The organism is Streptomyces sp. NPDC048392 (genome assembly GCF_043200575.1).
Taxonomy (GTDB): domain Bacteria; phylum Actinomycetota; class Actinomycetes; order Streptomycetales; family Streptomycetaceae; genus Streptomyces.
In genome coordinates, this window is record NZ_JBICYB010000001.1 from 138,246 (window position 1) to 156,702 (window position 18,457).

Genomic DNA, 18,457 nt, shown 5'->3' on the forward strand with positions numbered 1-18,457 from the left:
CGGTGAGGTGGCGCGGGGAGTGTGAGTGGTGGGGCGTGGTGAGCGGCGTGGTGCGGTGGGGCTGGTTGGTGCGGTGAGCGGTGCCGTGTCACCCGTGCGGGGGCCGGAGTTTTCCACAACCCGCGGGTAGTCCCCGGGAATCGAGCATGATCATCGCGGTTGTGGCGGCGTGCCCGATCCTCGTCGCATGACTTTTCGATCACGCTCACGCACCGCGTCCGCGACCAGCGGCCCGGGCCGCGCCCCGGCCTCCGACGGCCGCCTCGGCCACCGCCGCGCCCCCGGCTCCCGCGCCCGCTCCCACGCCCGGCACGGCCGCCGGCACGCGCCCCCGGAGGAGTTGCGGCGGCGGGCGGAGGCGCTCTTCACCGAGCGCTCCAGGGGTTCGGAGCACGCCGAGCACGCCGAGCACGCCGGAGGGTCCGAGCCCCCCGAGCACGGTGGGTCGCAGGGGGAGTCGGGGAAGGGACCGCCGTCGCCCGGCGCCGGTGTCTCCGACGGCGTCGGGGTGACCTGGCGGGAGCGGACCGGGCAGGCGGTGCGGGAGCGGATGCCGGTGTGGCTGCAGACGCGCTGCGGCCTGGAGCGGCGCAGCGTGGCCGCGCTCACGGTGCTGCTCGTCGTCGCGGCGGTCGTCGCGGCGCAGCATTTCCGGACCGGTCGCACCCAGCCGGTGGCGGCACCCGAGGTGGTGCGGGAGGCGGCGGCATACGGAGCGGCGGAAGCGGGGCCGACGGCCGGAGCGCGCGAGCCCGGGGCCGAGGCGGCGAGCGCGGCCGCGACCACGGCGGGGCCCGAGATCGTGGTCGACGTCGGCGGCAAGGTCCGCGAACCCGGAGTCCACAGCCTCCCGGCCGGTTCACGGGTCGCGGACGCCCTGCGTGCCGCCGGAGGCGTGCGGCCCGGTACGAAGACCGACGGGCTGAACCGGGCCCGCTTCCTGGTGGACGGCGAGCAGGTGATCGTCGGAGCGCCCGCACCCGCGACCGGAGCGGGGGCCGGGCCCGGCGGACCCGGCGGACCCGGCGCGCCGGGCGGACCGGGCGGGGCGCCGGCGGGAGCGGCGCCCGCGGCACCGGTCGCCCTCAGCACGGCGACCGCCGACCAGCTCGACACACTCCCGGGCGTCGGCCCGGTGCTCGCCCAGCACATCATCGACTACCGCACCCGGCACGGCGGTTTCCGCTCGGTGGCCGAGCTGCGCGAGGTCAACGGCATCGGCGAGCGCCGCTTCGCCGACCTGCGGGACCTCGTGCGGCCATGAGCACGGACCCGGGCACCGACGTGAGCGGGCCGGGGCAGCCGCGTGGGCCAGGGGAGCCCACTGGCCGGGCCGTGTCCACACGTGCCTCCGTGCACGCCGCCTCGGGCCACCGGCTCGGCGCGGCCCACCCGAGGCAGGAGGGCCCCGCGGACCTGCGCCTGGTGCTGCCCGCCCTCGCGGCCTGGGCGACGGCGGCGCTGGTGTTGGACGTGCCGGTCGGCTGGGCGGTGGGCGTGGTGACGGGCAGCCTGATCCTGGCCGGGGCGCTGCTGCCGAGGTCGGCGAGGGGACGGCGGACGGCCCCCGGAGGCCCCCGCGCCGCGCTCTCCGCCGTACTCCTCTGCGTCGCCGCCTCCGCCGCCTCGGCCGCGCTGCACGGCGCCGACCTGCACAGGGGGCCCGTGCCGGAGCTGGCGCGGCGGTACGCCACCGTCACCGCCGAGGTGGAGGTCACGGCCGACCCCCGCCTCACCCGGCCGGGGGTCCGGGGCAACCGTGCCGTGCCGCCCACGGTGCTGATCGAGGCCGACGTGCGACGGGTGGCGGAGGCGGGCGGGCCGACAGCGGCCACCCGGACCCCGGTACTGGTGCTCGTCGATGTCGGCGAGGGGGACGCGAACCGCGCCTCCGAGGGCTCGGGGGCGTCCCTCGCGGCGCCCGGTGCCTCCCGCTGGCTGGCGCTGCTGCCGACGACGCGGCTCCGCGTCACCGCCCGGGCGGCGCCCCCGAGGGCGGGCGGGGACCGGATCGCCGCCGTGCTGCGAGTCCGGGCCGGCCGGCAGACACCGAAGACGCTGCCGAAGGTGGTGGCGGAGCCGTCGGGAGCACAGCGCCTGGCGGGACGGCTGCGGACCGGCCTGCGTGAGGCGACCGAGGACCTGCCGGCGGACGCGAGGGCGCTGCTGCCGGGACTGGTCGTGGGGGACACCGCGCGCATCACGCCTGAGCTGGAGGAGGCGTTCAAGGAAACCGACCTGGCGCACACGCTGGCCGTATCCGGAGCCAACTTCACCATCGTGCTCGCGCTGCTGCTCGGGCCGCCGGGACTGGCCCAGCGCAGCGAGCGCCGAGGCCTGGCCCCCCGACTCGGCCTGCACCTGCGGACGACCGCGCTGCTCGGCGGGGTGCTCGCACTCGGCTTCGTCGTCGTGTGCCGGCCCGACCCGAGCGTGCTGCGGGCGGCCGCCTGCGGGTCCGTCGCCCTGCTCGCCCTGGCCACCGGACGCCGCAGATCACTCCTCCCGGCACTGGCGACGGCGGTACTGCTGCTGGTGCTGTACGACCCCCGGCTGGCCCGCAGCTACGGCTTCCTGCTCTCCGTGCTCGCCACGGGGGCGCTGCTCACGCTCGCTCCACGCTGGAGTGCGGCGTTGCGCCGGCGCCGGGTGCCGCCCCGGCTCGCGGAGGCGCTGGCCGCCGCGGGGGCCGCCCAGGCCGTGTGCGCACCGGTCGTCGTCGTGCTGTCGGATCGGGTGAGCCTGGTCGGTGTGCCGTGCAATCTGCTGGCGGAGTTCGCGGTGGCCCCGGCCACCGTGCTCGGCTTCGCGGCACTGGCGACGGCGCCGGTGGCGATGCCGTCGGCCAAGGTCCTGGCCTGGTGCGGGGGCTGGCCGGCCGAGTGGATCGCGTGGATCGCCCGCACGGGGGCCGCGCTGCCGGGCGCGGGAGTGGACTGGCCGGGCAGCTGGCCCGGGGCGGCGCTGCTCGCCCTCCTCACGGTGGGCGTCCTGCTGGTGGGCCGGCGCTTGTCGCGGCACCCGTGGTGGTGTGGCGCCTGCGCCCTGCTGCTGGTCCTCGCGGTGGTGCAGCCGCCTCCGCTGGCCCGGGTGATCAAGGGGTGGCCCCCACCGGGCTGGCGGATGGTGATGTGCGACGTGGGCCAGGGTGACGCGCTGGTCCTCGCCGCGGGAAAGGGGACGGGTGTGGTCGTGGACGCGGGACCCGACCCGGCCCTGATCGACCACTGCCTGCGCTCCCTCGGCATCACCCGCGTCCCCCTCGTGCTGCTGACCCACTTCCACGCCGACCACGTGGCGGGTCTGCCCGGGGTGCTGCGGGGCCGCTCGGTGGGCGCGATCGAGGCAACCGCCTTCGAAGAGCCCGCTGACCAGGCCGAGTTCGTCCGCAGACAGGCGAGCGCCCGACGCATCCCCCTGCGGCACGCCGCCGCCGGAGAGCGGCGACGCTCCGGCCCACTTTCCTGGCAGGTGGTGTGGCCCCCGCCGAGCCCACCGACGGGCGTGGCGCCGGGTACGGGGGGCGGCCCCAACGACGCCAGCGTCACCCTCCTGGTGCGAACGTCGGGGATTCGCCTGCTCCTGCTCGGCGACCTGGAGCCCCCGGCCCAGCAGGAGCTGGCCCGCTCCCCGGCGGCAGCGGAGCTGGAGGGCGTCGACGTGCTGAAGGTCGCCCATCACGGCTCGGCGCACCAGCATTTCGGCCTCATACGCAAGGTGGCCCCACGCCTGGCGCTCATCAGCTGCGGTGAGGACAACACCTACGGCCACCCGGCCCCCGGCACGGTCGCGGCACTGCGCGCCCAGGGGGCGACGGTGCTGCGCACGGACCGCGACGGGGCGCTGGCCGTCGCCGGCACGGGCAGGGCGTTGCGGGTGGCGGAGGGATGAGCCGGCAGACGGTGCCGGCCCGCGGTGTCGCCGTGGCCGGGCCCGGCATCCGCATCGGCACCGATGCGCGGACCCCGCCCGTGGGCTGGCCCGGGGGACCCGCGCGCCGCCCGCTGACCGGTGTCCGACAATGACACCCGTGAGCGACGTGAGACATGTGCTGGTGCTGCCCGACCGCGACGCCGCGGAGGAGGTGGCCCGGGCACTCGGGGAGCGGTTCGGGGTCGACGAGGAACCCCGGCTCGTCCGGGACGCCCTGGCCGGCGAGGACGACGCCGAGGACGCCCAGTGGCTCGTCGTCCTGTGTGACGAGCGGGAGCTGCTCGACCCCGGCGAGCTGGACGCGTTCGCGGGGGAGTGGGAAGGCTGGCGCGAGGAGCCGTAGGCGGGGGAGCGAGGTGCCCACCGCGGTGCCGGACGGGCCTCGTTGTCACTGGTGCGTGCGATGCTTGTCCCGATGGCCAGGAAGACTGCGAATGACGACCCTCTCGCCCCGGTGACCCTTGCCGTGGGCCAGGAGGACCTCCTGCTCGACCGTGCCGTGCAGGAGGTGGTGACCGCCGCGAAGGCCGCCGACGCCGACACGGACGTACGCGACCTGACCTCCGACCAGCTGCAGCCCGGCACGCTCGCCGAGCTGACCAGCCCCTCGCTCTTCGCCGAGCGCAAGGTCGTGGTCGTACGCAACGCGCAGGACCTGTCCGCCGACACGGTCAAGGACGTCAAGGCCTACCTCGGCGCCCCCGCCGAGGAGATCACCCTCGTCCTGCTGCACGCGGGCGGCGCCAGGGGCAAGGGCCTGCTCGACGCCGGCCGCAAGGCGGGCGCGCGCGAGGTGTCGTGTCCCAAGATGACGAAGCCCGCCGACCGGCTGGCCTTCGTGCGCTCGGAGTTCCGTACGGCCGGGCGGTCGGCCACCCCCGAGGCGTGCCAGGCCCTGGTCGACGCGATCGGCAGCGATCTGCGGGAGCTGGCCTCGGCCGTGTCCCAGCTGACCGCCGACGTCGAGGGGACCATCGACGAGGCCGTCGTCGGGCGGTACTACACCGGGCGGGCGGAGGCCTCCAGCTTCACGGTCGCCGACCGGGCGGTCGAAGGACGTGCGGCGGAGGCCCTGGAGGCGCTGCGCTGGTCGCTGTCGACCGGAGTGGCACCGGTCCTCATCACCAGCGCCCTGGCGCAGGGCGTGCGGGCCATCGGCAAGCTGTCCTCCGCCCGCGGCGGACGCCCCGCCGACCTCGCCCGCGAGCTGGGGATGCCACCCTGGAAGATCGACCGCGTCCGGCAGCAGATGCGCGGCTGGACACCGGACGGTGTCTCGGTGGCCCTGCGCGCGGTGGCCGAGGCGGACGCGGGCGTGAAGGGCGGCGGGGACGATCCCGAGTACGCCTTGGAGAAGTGCGTGGTGACCATCGCCCGGGCGGCCCGTTCGCGGGGTCGGTCGTAGTCCGGGGCCTGTTCGCGGGGTCGGTCTTAGCACCGGCGCGTCCGCGTGGACGGTGGCGGAGTCCGCCCCGGCCTCGAAGGTCCGCCCCGGCCTGGGGGTCCGTCCCGGCCTCGAAGGTCCGCCCCGGCCTCGAAGGTCCGCCCCGGCCTCGAAGGTCCGCCCCGGCCTGGGGGTCCGTCCCGGCCCGGGGACCGTCACCTCCCGATCGGCCCTCCCCGCCGGGCAGATCGAAGGCCCCGGCGTCCGTCCTGGGGAAGGAAAGTCACCGGGGCCTTCGGATCAAGCTCGCGGATCCATGCCCGCGTGGCGAACGCAGGCCGCGCATGGATCCTGGGTGCCGGACGGGAGCGGATGAGAGAGGGCCCGCTCTGGGTCCTTCCGGCGATCAGACCGGATAAGGGGTTCAGCCCTTGAGAGCGCCGACCTTCTGCGCCAGCGCCGACTTCTTGTTGGCGGCCTGGTTCTTGTGGATGACGCCCTTGGAGACGGCCTTGTCGAGCTGGCGCGAAGCGACGCGCTGGTACTCGGTGGCCTTCTCGGTGTCACCCGCGGCAGCGGCCTCACGGGCCTTGCGGATCGCGGTCTTCAGAGAGGACTTGACGGCCTTGTTGCGCAGCCGGGCCTTCTCGTTCGTCTTGTTCCGCTTGATCTGGGACTTGATGTTCGCCACGAATGAGCCTCTGCAGGTTCAGGCACGAGGCCGCGAAGGTCCCGTGCCGATGATTTCTTGAAGGAGCGCCTCCCGCTGAGAGGGCAGGAGACACAGCTCCCCACGGTATCAGCGGCCCGTCGAGCCACCCAAATCAGGGCCCGGCGCCCGGCTCCGGTACCGCCTTCGGCCGCCCTCGGCCCGTCGGCAAGCCGTCCCCCACCCATCCCGGGCCCCCACCCGTGGGACGATGGAAGCTACGTATCGATCCGACCCGAGACCGCAGACACTGCGGACGCCTCAAGAATCAGGACCCTGCGTGCCCGCGATCCCCAGCCATGTGCCCGAGCCGAGCCGTACCGACCCCGCGCTGATCCGCAACTTCTGCATCATCGCGCACATCGACCACGGCAAGTCCACGCTCGCCGACCGGATGCTTCAGCTGACCGGTGTGGTCGAGCAGCGGCAGATGCGCGCCCAGTACCTCGACCGCATGGACATCGAGCGCGAGCGCGGCATCACGATCAAGTCCCAGGCGGTGCGATTGCCGTGGGCCCCCACCCACGACAAGGGCAGTACGCACATCCTCAACATGATCGACACCCCGGGGCACGTCGACTTCACCTACGAGGTCTCGCGGTCGCTCGCCGCGTGCGAGGGCACCATCCTCCTCGTCGACGCCGCCCAGGGCATCGAGGCGCAGACGCTCGCCAACCTCTACCTGGCGATGGAGAACGACCTCACGATCATCCCGGTGCTGAACAAGATCGACCTGCCGGCCGCGCAGCCCGAGAAGTTCGCCGAGGAGCTGGCCAACCTGATCGGCTGCGACCCCGACGACGTGCTCAAGGTCTCCGCCAAGACCGGTCTCGGCGTCGACGCGCTGCTGGACAAGGTCGTCGCCGACGTCCCGGCCCCGGTCGGCGTCAAGGACGCCCCCGCCCGCGCGATGATCTTCGACTCCGTCTACGACTCCTACCGCGGAGTCGTGACGTACGTCCGTGTCATCGACGGCCAGCTCAACAGGCGCGAGCGGATCCGGATGATGTCCACCGGCGCGACGCACGAACTGCTCGAGATCGGCACCAACTCGCCGGAGATGCTCTCCGCCGACGGTCTCGGCGTCGGCGAGGTGGGATACCTGATCACCGGCGTGAAGGACGTCCGCCAGTCCAAGGTGGGTGACACGGTCACCAGCCAGTACAAGGGTGCGGAGGAGGCGCTCGGCGGCTACAAGGACCCGAGGCCGATGGTCTTCTCGGGGCTGTATCCGCTGGACGGCTCCGACTACCCCGAGCTGCGCGAGGCGCTGGACAAGCTCCAGCTCAACGACGCCGCCCTGGTCTACGAGCCGGAGACCTCGGCCGCCCTGGGCTTCGGCTTCCGCGTCGGCTTCCTGGGCCTGCTGCACCTCGACGTGATCCGTGAGCGGCTGGAGCGGGAGTTCGGCCTCGACCTCATCGCCACCGCGCCCAACGTGGTGTACCGCGTCATCCTGGAGGACGGCACCGAGGTCGACGTCACCAACCCGAGCGAGTTCCCCGAGGGGAAGATCAACGAGGTGTACGAGCCGGTCGTGCGCGCCACCATCCTGGCGCCGACCGAGTTCATCGGCTCGATCATGGAGCTGTGCCAGACCCGGCGCGGCACCCTGCTCGGCATGGACTACCTCTCCGAGGACCGGGTGGAGATCCGCTACACCCTGCCGCTCGCGGAGATCGTCTTCGACTTCTTCGACCAGCTGAAGTCGAAGACGCGCGGCTACGCCTCGCTGGACTACGAGCCCACCGGCGAGCAGACCTCCAGCCTGGTCAAGGTCGACATCCTGCTGCACGGCGACAAGGTGGACGCCTTCTCGGCGATCACCCACAAGGACGCGGCGTACGCGTACGGCGTGCGGCTCGTCGCCAAGCTGCGCGAGCTGATCCCGCGCCAGGCCTTCGAGGTGCCCATCCAGGCCGCCATCGGCTCCCGGGTGATCGCCCGCGAGACCATCCGCGCCATCCGCAAGGACGTCCTCGCCAAGTGCTACGGCGGTGACATCTCCCGGAAGCGGAAGCTGCTGGAGAAGCAGAAGGAAGGCAAGAAGCGGATGAAGATGGTGGGTTCCGTGGAGGTTCCGCAGGAGGCCTTCATCGCGGTCCTGTCCAGTGATGAGAGCGCGGGGTCGGGCAAGGGCAGGAAGTAGCCGCCACCCCGTACCCCAGTCCGGGCGAAGCGGGCGCCGAGGGGCCCGTCGTACGAAAGTGCGGCGGGTCCCTTCGCATGTCACGGGCAGGCATCTGTAGGAAGTGACAGGGTGCGGACTCTTACGTCGGGGCCGGTCGCCCTTTACTCTGATGCCTGCCCCTTAGTTACTCGTGAGTTAAACAAGTGATCGGGCAACGGTCCGAGTCACCGCACAGCACCGTCCGAACACCGCCCGAGAGTGAACCAGCCGCACCTGAGCCAGCCGCAACGAGCCAGCCGCACCGTCGCGGGCCCGGAGGATGTCGTGAGCGACACACAGACACTGATCGAGAACCGTCCCCCCTCCGTGGCGGGACTCTTCCTGGAGCGGGTGGCGGCCACGCCGGACGCCGAGGCGTACCGCTACCCGGTGCCGCCGGCCTCGGGCGAAGGCCCCGACGAGTGGAAGTCACTCACCTGGGCGCAGGCCGCCGAGCGGGTCCACGCGATCGCCGCCGGCCTGATCGAGCTGGGCGTGCAGCCGGAGCAGCGGGTGGCGCTGGCCTCCTCCACCCGGCTGGAGTGGATCCTCTCCGACCTCGGCATCATGTGCGCGGGCGCGGCGACCACCACGGTCTATCCGCAGACCAACGCCGACGAGTCGGCGTACATCCTCTCCGACTCCGAGAGCCGGGTGCTGGTCGCGGAGGACGCCGCACAGCTGGCCAAGGCGAAGGAGAAGCGGGCGGAACTGCCCGACCTCACCCACGTCGTCGTGATCGACCCGACCGGCGCCGACACCGCCGAGGACTGGATCCTCACCCTCGACGAGCTGGAGCGCCGGGGCGCGGCCCGCCTGGAGCAGGACCCCGAACTGGTCAGGAAGCGGGTCGGCGCGCTCACCAAGGACCAGCTCGCCACCCTCATCTACACCTCCGGCACCACAGGCCGGCCCAAGGGCGTCCGCCTGCCGCACGACTGCTGGTCGTACATGGCGAAGGCGATCGCCGCGACCGGCCTGGTCACCAAGGGCGACGTGCAGTACCTGTGGCTGCCGCTCGCGCACGTCTTCGGCAAGGTGCTCACCTCCGGCCAGATCGAGGCCGGTCACGTCACCGCCGTCGACGGCCGCGTCGACAAGATCATCGATAATCTGCCGACGGTCCAGCCGACCTACATGGCGGCCGTGCCCCGCATCTTCGAGAAGGTCTACAACGGCGTCGCCGCCAAGGCCCGCGCGGGCGGCGGGGCCAAGTACAAAATCTTCCAGTGGGCCGCCGACGTCGCCCGCGAGTACGCCAAGGTCACCCAGGACAACTTCAAACGCACCGGCACCGCGAGCGCCCCCGCCGGCCTGCGCGCCAGGCACGCCGTCGCCGACAGGCTCGTCTACGCCAAGATCCGCGAGGCCTTCGGCGGCCGTCTGCGCGCCTGCGTCTCGGGCTCGGCGGCCCTCGCCCCGGAGATCGGCTACTTCTTCGCCGGCGCCGGCATCCACATCCTGGAGGGTTACGGCCTCACCGAGTCCTCGGCCGCGTCCTTCGTGAACCCCGGCGAGGCCTACCGCACCGGTACGGTCGGCAAGCCGCTGCCCGGCACCGAGGTGCGCATCGCGGCCGACGGCGAGATCCTGCTGCGCGGCCCCGGCATCATGGAGGGCTACCACAAGCTGCCCGAGAAGACCGCCGAGGTGCTGGAGGCCGACGGCTGGTTCCACACCGGCGACATCGGCGAGCTGTCGCCCGACGGCTACCTGCGCATCACCGACCGCAAGAAGGACCTCATCAAGACGTCCGGCGGCAAGTACATCGCGCCCGCGGAGGTCGAAGGGCAGTTCAAGGCGGTCTGCCCCTACGTCTCCAACATCCTGGTCCACGGCGCCGACCGGAACTTCTGCACCGCGCTCATCGCCCTCGACGAGGTCGCCATCACCGAGTGGGCCAAGAAGAACGGCCTGGCGGGCAAGCCGTACGCGGAGATCGTCGCGGCGCCCGCGACCGTCGAGATGGTCGACGGTTACGTCACGCGGCTCAACCAGGGCCTCCAGCGCTGGCAGACCATCAAGAAGTACCGTCTGCTGCCCCGCGACCTCGACGTCGAACACGGCGAGATCACCCCCAGCCTGAAGCTGAAGCGGCCGGTGGTGGAGCGGGAGTACAAGCACCTGATCGAGGAGATGTACGAGGGTTCGCGCGAGGCGTAGCGCACGGCGCGGCACTGTCCGTGCGGTGGATGTTCGAAGACGTCCGGTTTCCGATCGGTTTCCGGACGTCTTCGCGCGTTCGCCTAGCACGGTTCTCACCCGTGGCGGCCCACTTCGGTAACTCGGCGCTTATGGGCGGGGCCGGTCTGTCACTCTGTCGGCAATGACTGCGAGGGATTCGCGCGAACTGCCCGGGGAGACGTGCATGGGGGCCATTCCGATGCAGCGGGAGACCGCCTCCCGCGCAGGCGCGGCGCCCGCGCACACCGCTGGGGTATCCGCCCCGGAGTGCGCGCGGGCGCAGGTGTCCCTGCTCGGCAGCTCCCTCGCGCCGGGTGCCGCCCGTGAGATGGTGCGGGCCGCGCTCGCCGACTGGTCCGCGCTCGGGGTGCCCGGCACGGAGCAGCTGACCGAGCACGTCGCCGCCGACGCCCTGGTCGTCGTCAGCGAGCTGGTCACCAACGCCGTGGTGCACGCCGGCACCGACGTCGAGGTGGGCCTCCGGGTGGAGGAGACCGGCACCCTTGTCGTCGAGGCCACTGACCAGCACCCCTCCCGCGCCCCGAGGTGCGGGGACCACGAGACGCCGCACGATTCCGCGGAGTACGGGCGCGGCCTGCGGCTCGTCGCCGCCCTCGCGGAGGCCTGGGGCATCACGTACCGCCCGGGCACCAAGACGGTGTGGGCGCGTCTGCCGGCCGACGGTGCGGGGACCGCCGCCGGCACGTGGGCCGCCGACGGCGCGGGCGCCGCTGAGGGCGCCGTGCCGGGCACCAGTGCCGGGTTCGCCGGGGGCGACGGCGCTGCGGGGTTCGGTGGGGGCGACGGTGCTGCGGGGTTCGGTGGGGGCGACGGTGCCACGGGGTTCGGTGGGGGCGACGGTGCTGCGGGGTTCGGCGGGGGCGGTGCTGCTTCGGGGGCCGGTGGGTCGGCCGGCGCCGCGGGGGCCGACGGGGCTCCCGGGACTACGGACCAGGTGGAGGCGTACGAGGCGGGGCGACCCGGGGTACGCCCCGCCGAAGCGTCGGTCGTCCGTCCGCCGACGGAGGACGCCGGAGACTGTGACCGGCCGGGTGGCGCAGACCGGCAGGACGGAGCGGACCGGCCGGGTGGCGGGGACCGGCAGGACGGAGCGGACCGGACGGATGGCGGGGACCGCCCCGGCGGACCGGATCGGCGGAGCGCGGCAGACCGGGTGGACGCGGCAGACCGGGTGGACGCAGCGGGCCGGCCGGGCGGAGCGGACCGGGCCGGCGGAGCGGGCGGTCCGGAGGGCCGGGGCGACGTGTCCGGGGCCGGCCGGCGTGGTGTGCGGGACCGGGAGTGGCTGGGCCGGGGCGCGCTGTCGTTCCTCGCCGAGGCCTCCGACCTCCTGGCCGGGCAGCTCGACGAGGATCTGGTCGCCTCCCTCACCGGCCAGCTGATCGTGCCCCGGCTCGCCGACTGGTGCGGGGTGTGGCTGGAGGACGAGTCGCTGGGCCGGGGCGCCTGGAGCGACGACCCCGGCGCGGCCGTGGGCGCACGGCTGGCCCGCGTGTGGCACGCCGGGGAGGGGCACCTCGACGAGCTGCGCGCGGCACTGGAGAAGGACCCGCCCCGCCCGCGCGACCCGTGGCGCTCAGGTCCGGTCGGCCACCCCTGGCCCGGCGGGGCACTCGGCCCGGACGGCACGCACGGCGCCGCGCTCGCCTACCGTCTGGTCGCCGGCGGCAGGCCGCTGGGCACCCTGGTCATCGGGCGGGCCGGCGACTCCGGCTTCCCCGACGAGATCACCGGCCTGGTCGAGGATCTCAGCCGCCGGGTGGCGCTCGCCATCGGCGCCGCCCGCCAGTACGCGCGGCAGGCCACCATCAGCGCCGTCCTGCAGCGCGGCCTGCTGCCCGGCGCCGTCGCCGAGATCCCCGGCGTGCGCAGTGCCCTCGTCTACGAACCGTGCGACAAGGGCGGCCCCAGCGGAGACTTCTACGACCTCTTCCCGGCCGGGGACGGCCGCTGGTGCTTCGCCGTGGGCGACGTCCAGGGCAAGGGCCCCGAGGCGGCCGTCGTCATCGGGCTGGCCCGGCCCTGGCTGCGGCTGCTGGCCCGCGAGGAGTACGGCGTCCCCGACGTCCTGGACCGCCTCAACCAGCTCCTGCTCGACGACGCCACCGAGGCCGCCGACGCCGCCGCCCGCGCCCTGGTCGCCGCCGGCGGCCCACCGGTTGCCCCGGGCGACGGACCGCAGACCCGCTTCCTGTCCCTGCTCTACGGCGAACTGGCCCCCTTCGAAGGCGGCGTCCACTGCACCCTCGCGTCGGCCGGACACCCGCTGCCGCTGCTCCTCGCACCCGACGGCGCGGTGTGCGCGGTCGCGCGCCCGCAGACCCTGCTCGGGGTGGTCGAGGACGCGACGTACACCAGCGAGACCTTCGAGCTGCGGTCCGGCGACACGCTGCTGTGCGTCACGGACGGGGTCACGGAGCGGCGCAGCGGCTCCCGCCAGTTCGACGACGGCGACGGGCTCGCCGCGGCGCTGGCCGGGTGCGTGGGCCTCGACGCCGAGCTGGTCGCCGAGCGCATCAGGAGGCTGGTGCACGACTTCGGGCCCCGGCCTCCGGAGGACGACCTGGCGCTGCTGGTGCTCCAGGCTCAGTGAGCCCACGGGCGGGGGACGCGCCCGGGTGCGGGACAATGGAACGCATGCCCTCCGCACTCCCCGACGGCGAGCCCGTCCCCGCCGACGGCGCCCTGCCCGCGCCCGCGCTCGCCGGGGCCGCCGACCGCCCCCTCGGCTTCTACCTGCACGTGCCGTACTGCGCGACCCGCTGCGGCTACTGCGACTTCAACACCTACACCGCGACCGAGCTGCGCGGCACCGGTGGCGTTCTCGCCTCCCGCGACAACTACGCCGAGACGCTCGCCGACGAGGTCCGCCTGGCCCGCAAGGTGCTCGGCGACGACCCCCGCGAGGTCCGCACGGTCTTCGTCGGCGGCGGTACACCGACGCTGCTGGCCGCCGGTGACCTGGTGCGGATGCTGGGAGCGGTCCGGGACGAGTTCGGCTTGGCGCCGGATGCCGAGGTGACGACGGAGGCCAACCCCGAGTCGGTCGACCCGGCGTACCTCGCCACCCTCCGCGAGGGCGGCTTCAGCCGGGTCTCGTTCGGCATGCAGAGCGCGCGGCAGCACGTCCTGAAGGTCCTGGACCGCACCCACACCCCGGGCCGCCCGGAGGCCTGCGTCGCCGAGGCCCGCGCGGCGGGCTTCGACCACGTCAACCTCGACCTGATCTACGGCACCCCCGGCGAGTCCGACGACGACTGGCGGGCCTCGCTGGACGCGGCGCTCGGCGCCGGACCCGACCACGTCTCCGCGTACGCCCTGATCGTGGAGGAGGGCACGCGGCTCGCCCGGCGCATCCGGCGCGGCGAGGTCCCGATGACCGACGACGACGTGCACGCCGACCGGTACCTGATCACCGAGGAGACCCTGTCGGCGGCGGGCTTCGACTGGTACGAGGTGTCGAACTGGGCCACCTCCGACGCGGGGCGCTGCCTGCACAACGAGCTGTACTGGCGGGGCGCCGACTGGTGGGGTGCGGGACCGGGGGCGCACTCCCACGTGGGTGGCGTGCGGTGGTGGAACGTGAAGCACCCCGGCGCGTACGCGGCGGCACTGGCGGCGGGGAGGTCGCCGGGCGCCGGGCGGGAGATCCTGACGGACGAGGACCGGCGTGTGGAGCGCGTCCTGCTGGAACTGCGCCTGCGGGAAGGAGTCCCGCTGTCGTTGCTGCGGGAGGCGGGGCTCGTGGCGTCGCGGCGGGCGCTGTCCGACGGGCTCCTTCAGGAGGGGGCGTACGAGGCGGGGAGCGCGGTGCTCACGCTGCGCGGGCGGCTGCTGGCGGACGCGGTGGTGCGGGACCTGGTGGACTGACCGGTCCTTTCTCGCCCCCGCCGCCCCTTCCCCGTTCTCGTTCCCGCCGCCCTTCCCCATTCCCGGCGGTGCCGCGCCCCAGACCGCCTCGGCCTGAACGGCTGCGCCCCAGACCTGGCCTCGGCCTGAACGGCCGCGTCCCGGACCCCGCCCCGTCCTCGAACGGCCTCGGCCTCGGCCTCGAGCGCCGGACGGGCTGGATCGAGCCCGTCCGGCGTTCGAGGACTCACGCCGTCACGAAGTCGATCAGTTCCTCCACCCGCCCGAGCAGCTCCGGCTCCAGGTCCTTGTACGAGCCGACCCGCGCCAGGATCGCCTGCCACACCGCGCCCGTCTCGGACGGCCACCCCAGGGCCCGGCACACCCCCGTCTTCCAGTCCTGCCCGCGCGGCACCCCGGGCCAGCCGTCGATCCCCACCGACGACGGCTTCACGGCCTCCCAGATGTCGATGTACGGGTGACCGACGACCAGCGCGTGCTCGCTCGTCACCGCCTCCGCGATCCGCCACTCCTTCGACCCCGGCACCAGGTGGTCCACCAGGACCCCCAGCCGCGCGTCCGGACCCGGCGCGAAGTCGTCCACGATCGACGGCAGGTCGTCCACGCCCCCCAGGTACTCCACGACCACGCCCTCGACGCGCAGGTCGTCGCCCCACACCTTCTCGACCAGCTCGGCGTCGTGCCGCCCCTCGACGTAGATGCGCCCGGCGCGGGCCACCCGCGCGCGGGCGCCGGGGACGGCGACCGAACCGGACGCCGTACGGGAGGGCCGCACCGGCCCGGAGGACGGCCGCACCAGCGTCACCACCCGCCCCTCCAGCAGGAAGCCGCGCGGTTCCATCGGGAAGACCCGGTGCTTGCCGAAGCGGTCCTCCAGGGTCACCGTGCCCGCCTCGCAGCCGGTCACCGCGCCGCAGAAGCCGGTGCCTGGCTCCTCGACCACCAGGCCGGGATCGGCCGGGACCTCGGGAACGGGCTGCGGTTTCTTCCACGGAGGGGTCAGGTCGGCGGAGTACTGGCGCATTCTGACGACGATACGAGGAGTCCGCGCGCCGTGATCAGCGCGACACGCCGAAACGGGCGGCCAGCGCGTCCCGTTGGGCCCGGACGAAGCCCGCGTCCACCACCGCTCCGTGACCGGGAACGTACAGCGCGTCGTCACCGCCCAGGCCCAGCAGCCGGTCCAGCGCGGCCGGCCAGCACGCCGGTACGGCGTCGGGGCCCGCCTGCGGCTCACCGGACTCCTCGACCAGGTCGCCGCAGAACACGACCGCACGGGCGCCCGGCACCAGCACCGCGAGGTCGTGACCGGTGTGCCCGGGTCCCACCTCGGCCAGCAGCACCCGTCGGCCGCCGCCCAGGTCGAGCGCGCGCTCGCCGCGGACCTCGTGCCGGACGGGGACGAGCGCGTCGGCCGCCTCCCGCGCCGACCGGGCGTCCAGCCCCTCCGCCACCGCGTCCGAGCGCAGTGCCTCCCGCCCGTGTCCGCCCGGCGCGAACAGCGCGTCCGTGCCCACCGCGCCGTACACCTCCGCGCCCGCGAACGCCGCGGCGCCGAGGACGTGGTCGAAATGCGGGTGGGTCAGCGCGAGATGCGTCACACGGCGGCCGGCGAGCCGCCGCGCTCCCTCGCGCAACCGGGCGCCCTCGTCCAGGCTCGACCCCGCGTCGACCATCAGCGCCGCGTCCGCCCCGACGACCAGCCCGGCCGTGCAGTCCCACCCCGGCAGCCTGCACCGCCCCACCCCGTCCGCCAGCCGCTCCCAGCCCAGCTCTTCCCAAGTCACCGTCACGGCGACGACGCTAACGGCAACGCACCGGCCTTGCCGGGGGCGTACCCCACGGCCGTACACTGGCCCGGGGAAGTCTGGCACTCGCGCGCCGTGAGTGCCAGGACTGACAGTGGTACAGGCAAGGCGGGACCGGCCGGACGCCGGCCGGACGACAGCTGGAGGTGCGCGCGGATGCTCAGTGAACGCAGGCTCCAGGTGCTGCGCGCCATCGTCCAGGACTACGTCGGCACCGAGGAGCCGGTCGGCTCCAAGGCCCTCACCGAGCGGCACAACCTCGGCGTCTCCCCGGCCACCGTGCGCAACGACATGGCGGCCCTGGAGGACGAGGGGTTCATCGCCCAGCCGCACACCAGCGCCGGGCGCATCCCGACCGACAAGGGCTACCGGCTCTTCGTCGACAAGCTGGCCGGCGTCAAGCCGATGACCGGGCCCGAGCGGCGTGCCATCCAGAACTTCCTGGAGGGCGCCGTCGACCTCGACGACGTGGTGGCCCGCACGGTGCGGCTGCTCGCGCAGCTCACCCGGCAGGTCGCCGTCGTGCAGTATCCGTCGCTGACCCGCTCGACCGTGCGGCACGTGGAGCTGCTCTCGCTCGCGCCCGCGCGCCTGATGCTCGTGCTGATCACGGACACCGGCCGGGTCGAGCAGCGGATGGTCGACTGCCCGGCGCCGTTCGGTGAGACGTCGGTGGCGGATCTGCGGGCGCGGCTCAACAGCCGGATCGCCGGGCGCCGTTTCACCGACGTGCCCGGCCTGGTCGAGGACCTGCCCGAGGCATTCGGGGCCGAGGATCGCGGTACGGTCTCCACCGTGCTCTCCACTCTCCTGGAGACGCTGGTCGAAGAGAACGAGGAGCGGCTGATGATCGGCGGCACCGCCAATCTGACCCGCTTCGGGCACGACTTCCCCTTGGTGATCCGGCCCGTACTCGAGGCGCTGGAGGAGCAGGTCGTGCTCCTCAAGCTGCTCGGTGAGGCGAAGGATCCGGGCGTGACCGTCCGTATCGGTCATGAGAACGCCCACGAGGGACTCAACTCCACGTCCGTCGTGTCGGTGGGCTACGGTTCGGGCGGCGAGGCGGTTGCCAAGCTCGGCGTGGTCGGACCGACCCGCATGGACTACCCGGGAACGATGGGAGCGGTACGCGCAGTGGCACGGTACGTCGGACAGATCCTGGCGGAGTCGTAGGTGGCCACGGACTACTACGCCGTACTCGGCGTGCGCCGCGACGCTTCCCAGGACGAGATCAAGAAGGCGTTCCGGAGGCTCGCCCGCGAGCTGCACCCGGACGTCAACCCCGATCCGAAGACCCAGGAGCGGTTCAAGGAGATCAACGCCGCCTACGAGGTGCTGTCGGACCCGCAGAAGAAGCAGGTCTACGACCTCGGCGGCGACCCCCTCTCGCAGGCCGCCGGCGGTGGCGCGGGCGGCTTCGGCGCGGGTGGCTTCGGGAACTTCTCGGACATCATGGACGCGTTCTTCGGTACGGCGTCGCAGCGCGGACCGCGTTCGCGCACCCGCCGCGGCCAGGACGCGATGATCCGCATCGAGGTCGAGCTGGACGAGGCCGCTTTCGGTACGACCAAGGACATCCAGGTCGACACCGCGGTCGTCTGCAACACGTGCAACGGCGAGGGCGCGGCGCCCGGCACCAGCGCCCAGACGTGTGACATGTGCCGCGGCCGCGGTGAGGTCTCGCAGGTCACCCGGTCCTTCCTGGGCCAGGTCATGACCTCCCGCCCCTGCCCCCAGTGCCAGGGCTTCGGCACCGTCGTCCCGACCCCGTGCCCCGAGTGCGCGGGCGACGGCCGGGTCCGCTCCCGGCGCACCCTGACCGTGAAGATCCCGGCCGGTGTCGACAACGGCACCCGGATCCAGCTCGCGGGCGAGGGCGAGGTCGGCCCCGGCGGCGGTCCCGCCGGTGACCTGTACGTCGAGATCCACGAGCTGCCCCACTCGACCTTCCAGCGCCGCGGCGACGACCTGCACTGCACGGTCACCATCCCGATGACGGCGGCGGCCCTCGGCACGAAGGTGCCGCTGGAGACCCTCGACGGCATGGAGGAGGTCGACATCCGCCCGGGCACCCAGTCCGGCCAGTCGATCCCCAAGCACGGCCGGGGCGTCACCCACCTGCGTGGCGGCGGCCGGGGCGACCTCATCGTCCACGTCGAGGTCATGACCCCCGGCAAGCTCGACCCCGAACAGGAACGCCTCATGCGTGAGCTGGCCAAGCTCCGTGGCGAGGAGCGTCCGACGGGACAGTTCCAACCCGGGCAGCAGGGGCTGTTCTCCCGGTTGAAGGACGCGTTCAACGGGCGCTGAGCCCGGTGTCCGGAAGGCCCAACGGGCCGTCGCCGGGCTCTTCACGAGGCGGATGCTTCTGGCGTATG

General features: G+C 73.6%; 13 protein-coding genes. 10 read left to right on the top strand and 3 right to left on the bottom strand.

Going from position 1 to position 18,457, the window contains the following annotated elements:
- Positions 1–187 precede the first annotated feature (187 nt).
- The 4 genes from ACGFYH_RS00565 to holA all read left to right on the top strand — a co-directional run bounded on the left by ACGFYH_RS00565 (position 188) and on the right by holA (position 5,338).
- Positions 188–1,264 carry a helix-hairpin-helix domain-containing protein gene (locus ACGFYH_RS00565; protein WP_393800923.1) on the top strand — a complete coding sequence of 359 codons (1,077 nt, stop codon included), beginning with the start codon at positions 188–190 and terminating at the stop codon, positions 1,262–1,264.
- Positions 1,261–3,891: a ComEC/Rec2 family competence protein gene (locus tag ACGFYH_RS00570; RefSeq protein ID WP_393800924.1), complete on the top strand. Its 2,631-nt coding sequence runs from the start codon at positions 1,261–1,263 to the stop codon at positions 3,889–3,891. The genes ACGFYH_RS00565 and ACGFYH_RS00570 overlap by 4 nt, the downstream gene beginning before the upstream one ends.
- Positions 3,892–4,030: 139 nt before the next feature.
- On the top strand, positions 4,031–4,276 hold the full coding sequence (locus tag ACGFYH_RS00575; protein ID WP_393800925.1) for a hypothetical protein: 246 nt from the start codon (positions 4,031–4,033) through the stop codon (positions 4,274–4,276).
- 72 nt (positions 4,277–4,348) lie between these two features.
- Positions 4,349–5,338 (top strand): DNA polymerase III subunit delta, encoded by a 990-nt coding sequence (holA, locus tag ACGFYH_RS00580; protein WP_393800926.1) that lies wholly within the window; start codon positions 4,349–4,351, stop codon positions 5,336–5,338.
- Between the two features lie 403 nt (positions 5,339–5,741).
- Here holA and rpsT read toward each other — a convergent pair whose 3' ends face one another.
- The gene (gene rpsT / locus ACGFYH_RS00585; RefSeq protein ID WP_388770081.1) at positions 5,742–6,008 is read right to left on the bottom strand and encodes a 30S ribosomal protein S20; all 267 of its coding nucleotides are present in this window, start codon (positions 6,006–6,008) and stop codon (positions 5,742–5,744) included.
- Between the two features lie 298 nt (positions 6,009–6,306).
- Here rpsT and lepA point away from each other — a divergent pair, with 298 nt between their 5' ends.
- The 4 genes from lepA (at position 6,307) to hemW (ending at position 14,271) form a co-directional block, all read left to right on the top strand.
- Positions 6,307–8,175 carry a translation elongation factor 4 gene (gene lepA, locus ACGFYH_RS00590; protein WP_393800927.1) on the top strand — a complete coding sequence of 623 codons (1,869 nt, stop codon included), beginning with the start codon at positions 6,307–6,309 and terminating at the stop codon, positions 8,173–8,175.
- Positions 8,176–8,481: 306 nt separating this feature from the next.
- Positions 8,482–10,359 carry an AMP-dependent synthetase/ligase gene (locus ACGFYH_RS00595; protein WP_393800928.1) on the top strand — a complete coding sequence of 626 codons (1,878 nt, stop codon included), beginning with the start codon at positions 8,482–8,484 and terminating at the stop codon, positions 10,357–10,359.
- A gap of 205 nt (positions 10,360–10,564) precedes the next feature.
- A complete protein-coding gene (locus ACGFYH_RS00600; RefSeq protein WP_393800929.1) occupies positions 10,565–12,994 on the top strand; it encodes a SpoIIE family protein phosphatase in 2,430 nt (809 codons plus the stop codon).
- Between the two features lie 44 nt (positions 12,995–13,038).
- Positions 13,039–14,271: a radical SAM family heme chaperone HemW gene (gene hemW / locus ACGFYH_RS00605; RefSeq protein ID WP_393800930.1), complete on the top strand. Its 1,233-nt coding sequence runs from the start codon at positions 13,039–13,041 to the stop codon at positions 14,269–14,271.
- 226 nt (positions 14,272–14,497) lie between these two features.
- Here the strand turns inward: hemW and ACGFYH_RS00610 are convergent, their stop codons facing one another.
- Both ACGFYH_RS00610 and ACGFYH_RS00615 read right to left on the bottom strand, forming a co-directional pair.
- A complete protein-coding gene (locus tag ACGFYH_RS00610) occupies positions 14,498–15,295 on the bottom strand; it encodes a DUF3097 domain-containing protein (protein WP_393800931.1) in 798 nt (265 codons plus the stop codon).
- Positions 15,296–15,329: 34 nt separating this feature from the next.
- On the bottom strand, positions 15,330–16,064 hold the full coding sequence (locus ACGFYH_RS00615; protein WP_393800932.1) for an MBL fold metallo-hydrolase: 735 nt from the start codon (positions 16,062–16,064) through the stop codon (positions 15,330–15,332).
- A 171-nt stretch (positions 16,065–16,235) separates the two neighbouring features.
- On the opposite strand from ACGFYH_RS00615, the gene hrcA reads away from it, so the two are divergent.
- A complete protein-coding gene (gene hrcA, locus ACGFYH_RS00620; RefSeq protein WP_393800933.1) occupies positions 16,236–17,252 on the top strand; it encodes a heat-inducible transcriptional repressor HrcA in 1,017 nt (338 codons plus the stop codon).
- On the top strand, positions 17,253–18,389 hold the full coding sequence (gene dnaJ, locus ACGFYH_RS00625; RefSeq protein WP_393800934.1) for a molecular chaperone DnaJ: 1,137 nt from the start codon (positions 17,253–17,255) through the stop codon (positions 18,387–18,389).
- Positions 18,390–18,457: the final 68 nt, after the last annotated feature.

What these genes read in the sequence shown, in the direction of transcription:
- ACGFYH_RS00565 (WP_393800923.1), top strand. Translation starts at nt 188, where the DNA reads ATGACTTTTCGATCACGCTCACGCACCGCGTCCGCGACCAGCGGCCCG.
- ACGFYH_RS00570 (WP_393800924.1), top strand. Translation starts at nt 1,261, where the DNA reads ATGAGCACGGACCCGGGCACCGACGTGAGCGGGCCGGGGCAGCCGCGT.
- holA (WP_393800926.1), top strand. Translation starts at nt 4,349, where the DNA reads ATGGCCAGGAAGACTGCGAATGACGACCCTCTCGCCCCGGTGACCCTT.
- ACGFYH_RS00600 (WP_393800929.1), top strand. Translation starts at nt 10,565, where the DNA reads ATGGGGGCCATTCCGATGCAGCGGGAGACCGCCTCCCGCGCAGGCGCG.
- hemW (WP_393800930.1), top strand. Translation starts at nt 13,039, where the DNA reads ATGCCCTCCGCACTCCCCGACGGCGAGCCCGTCCCCGCCGACGGCGCC.
- ACGFYH_RS00610 (WP_393800931.1), bottom strand. Translation starts at nt 15,295, where the DNA reads ATGCGCCAGTACTCCGCCGACCTGACCCCTCCGTGGAAGAAACCGCAG.
- hrcA (WP_393800933.1), top strand. Translation starts at nt 16,236, where the DNA reads ATGCTCAGTGAACGCAGGCTCCAGGTGCTGCGCGCCATCGTCCAGGAC.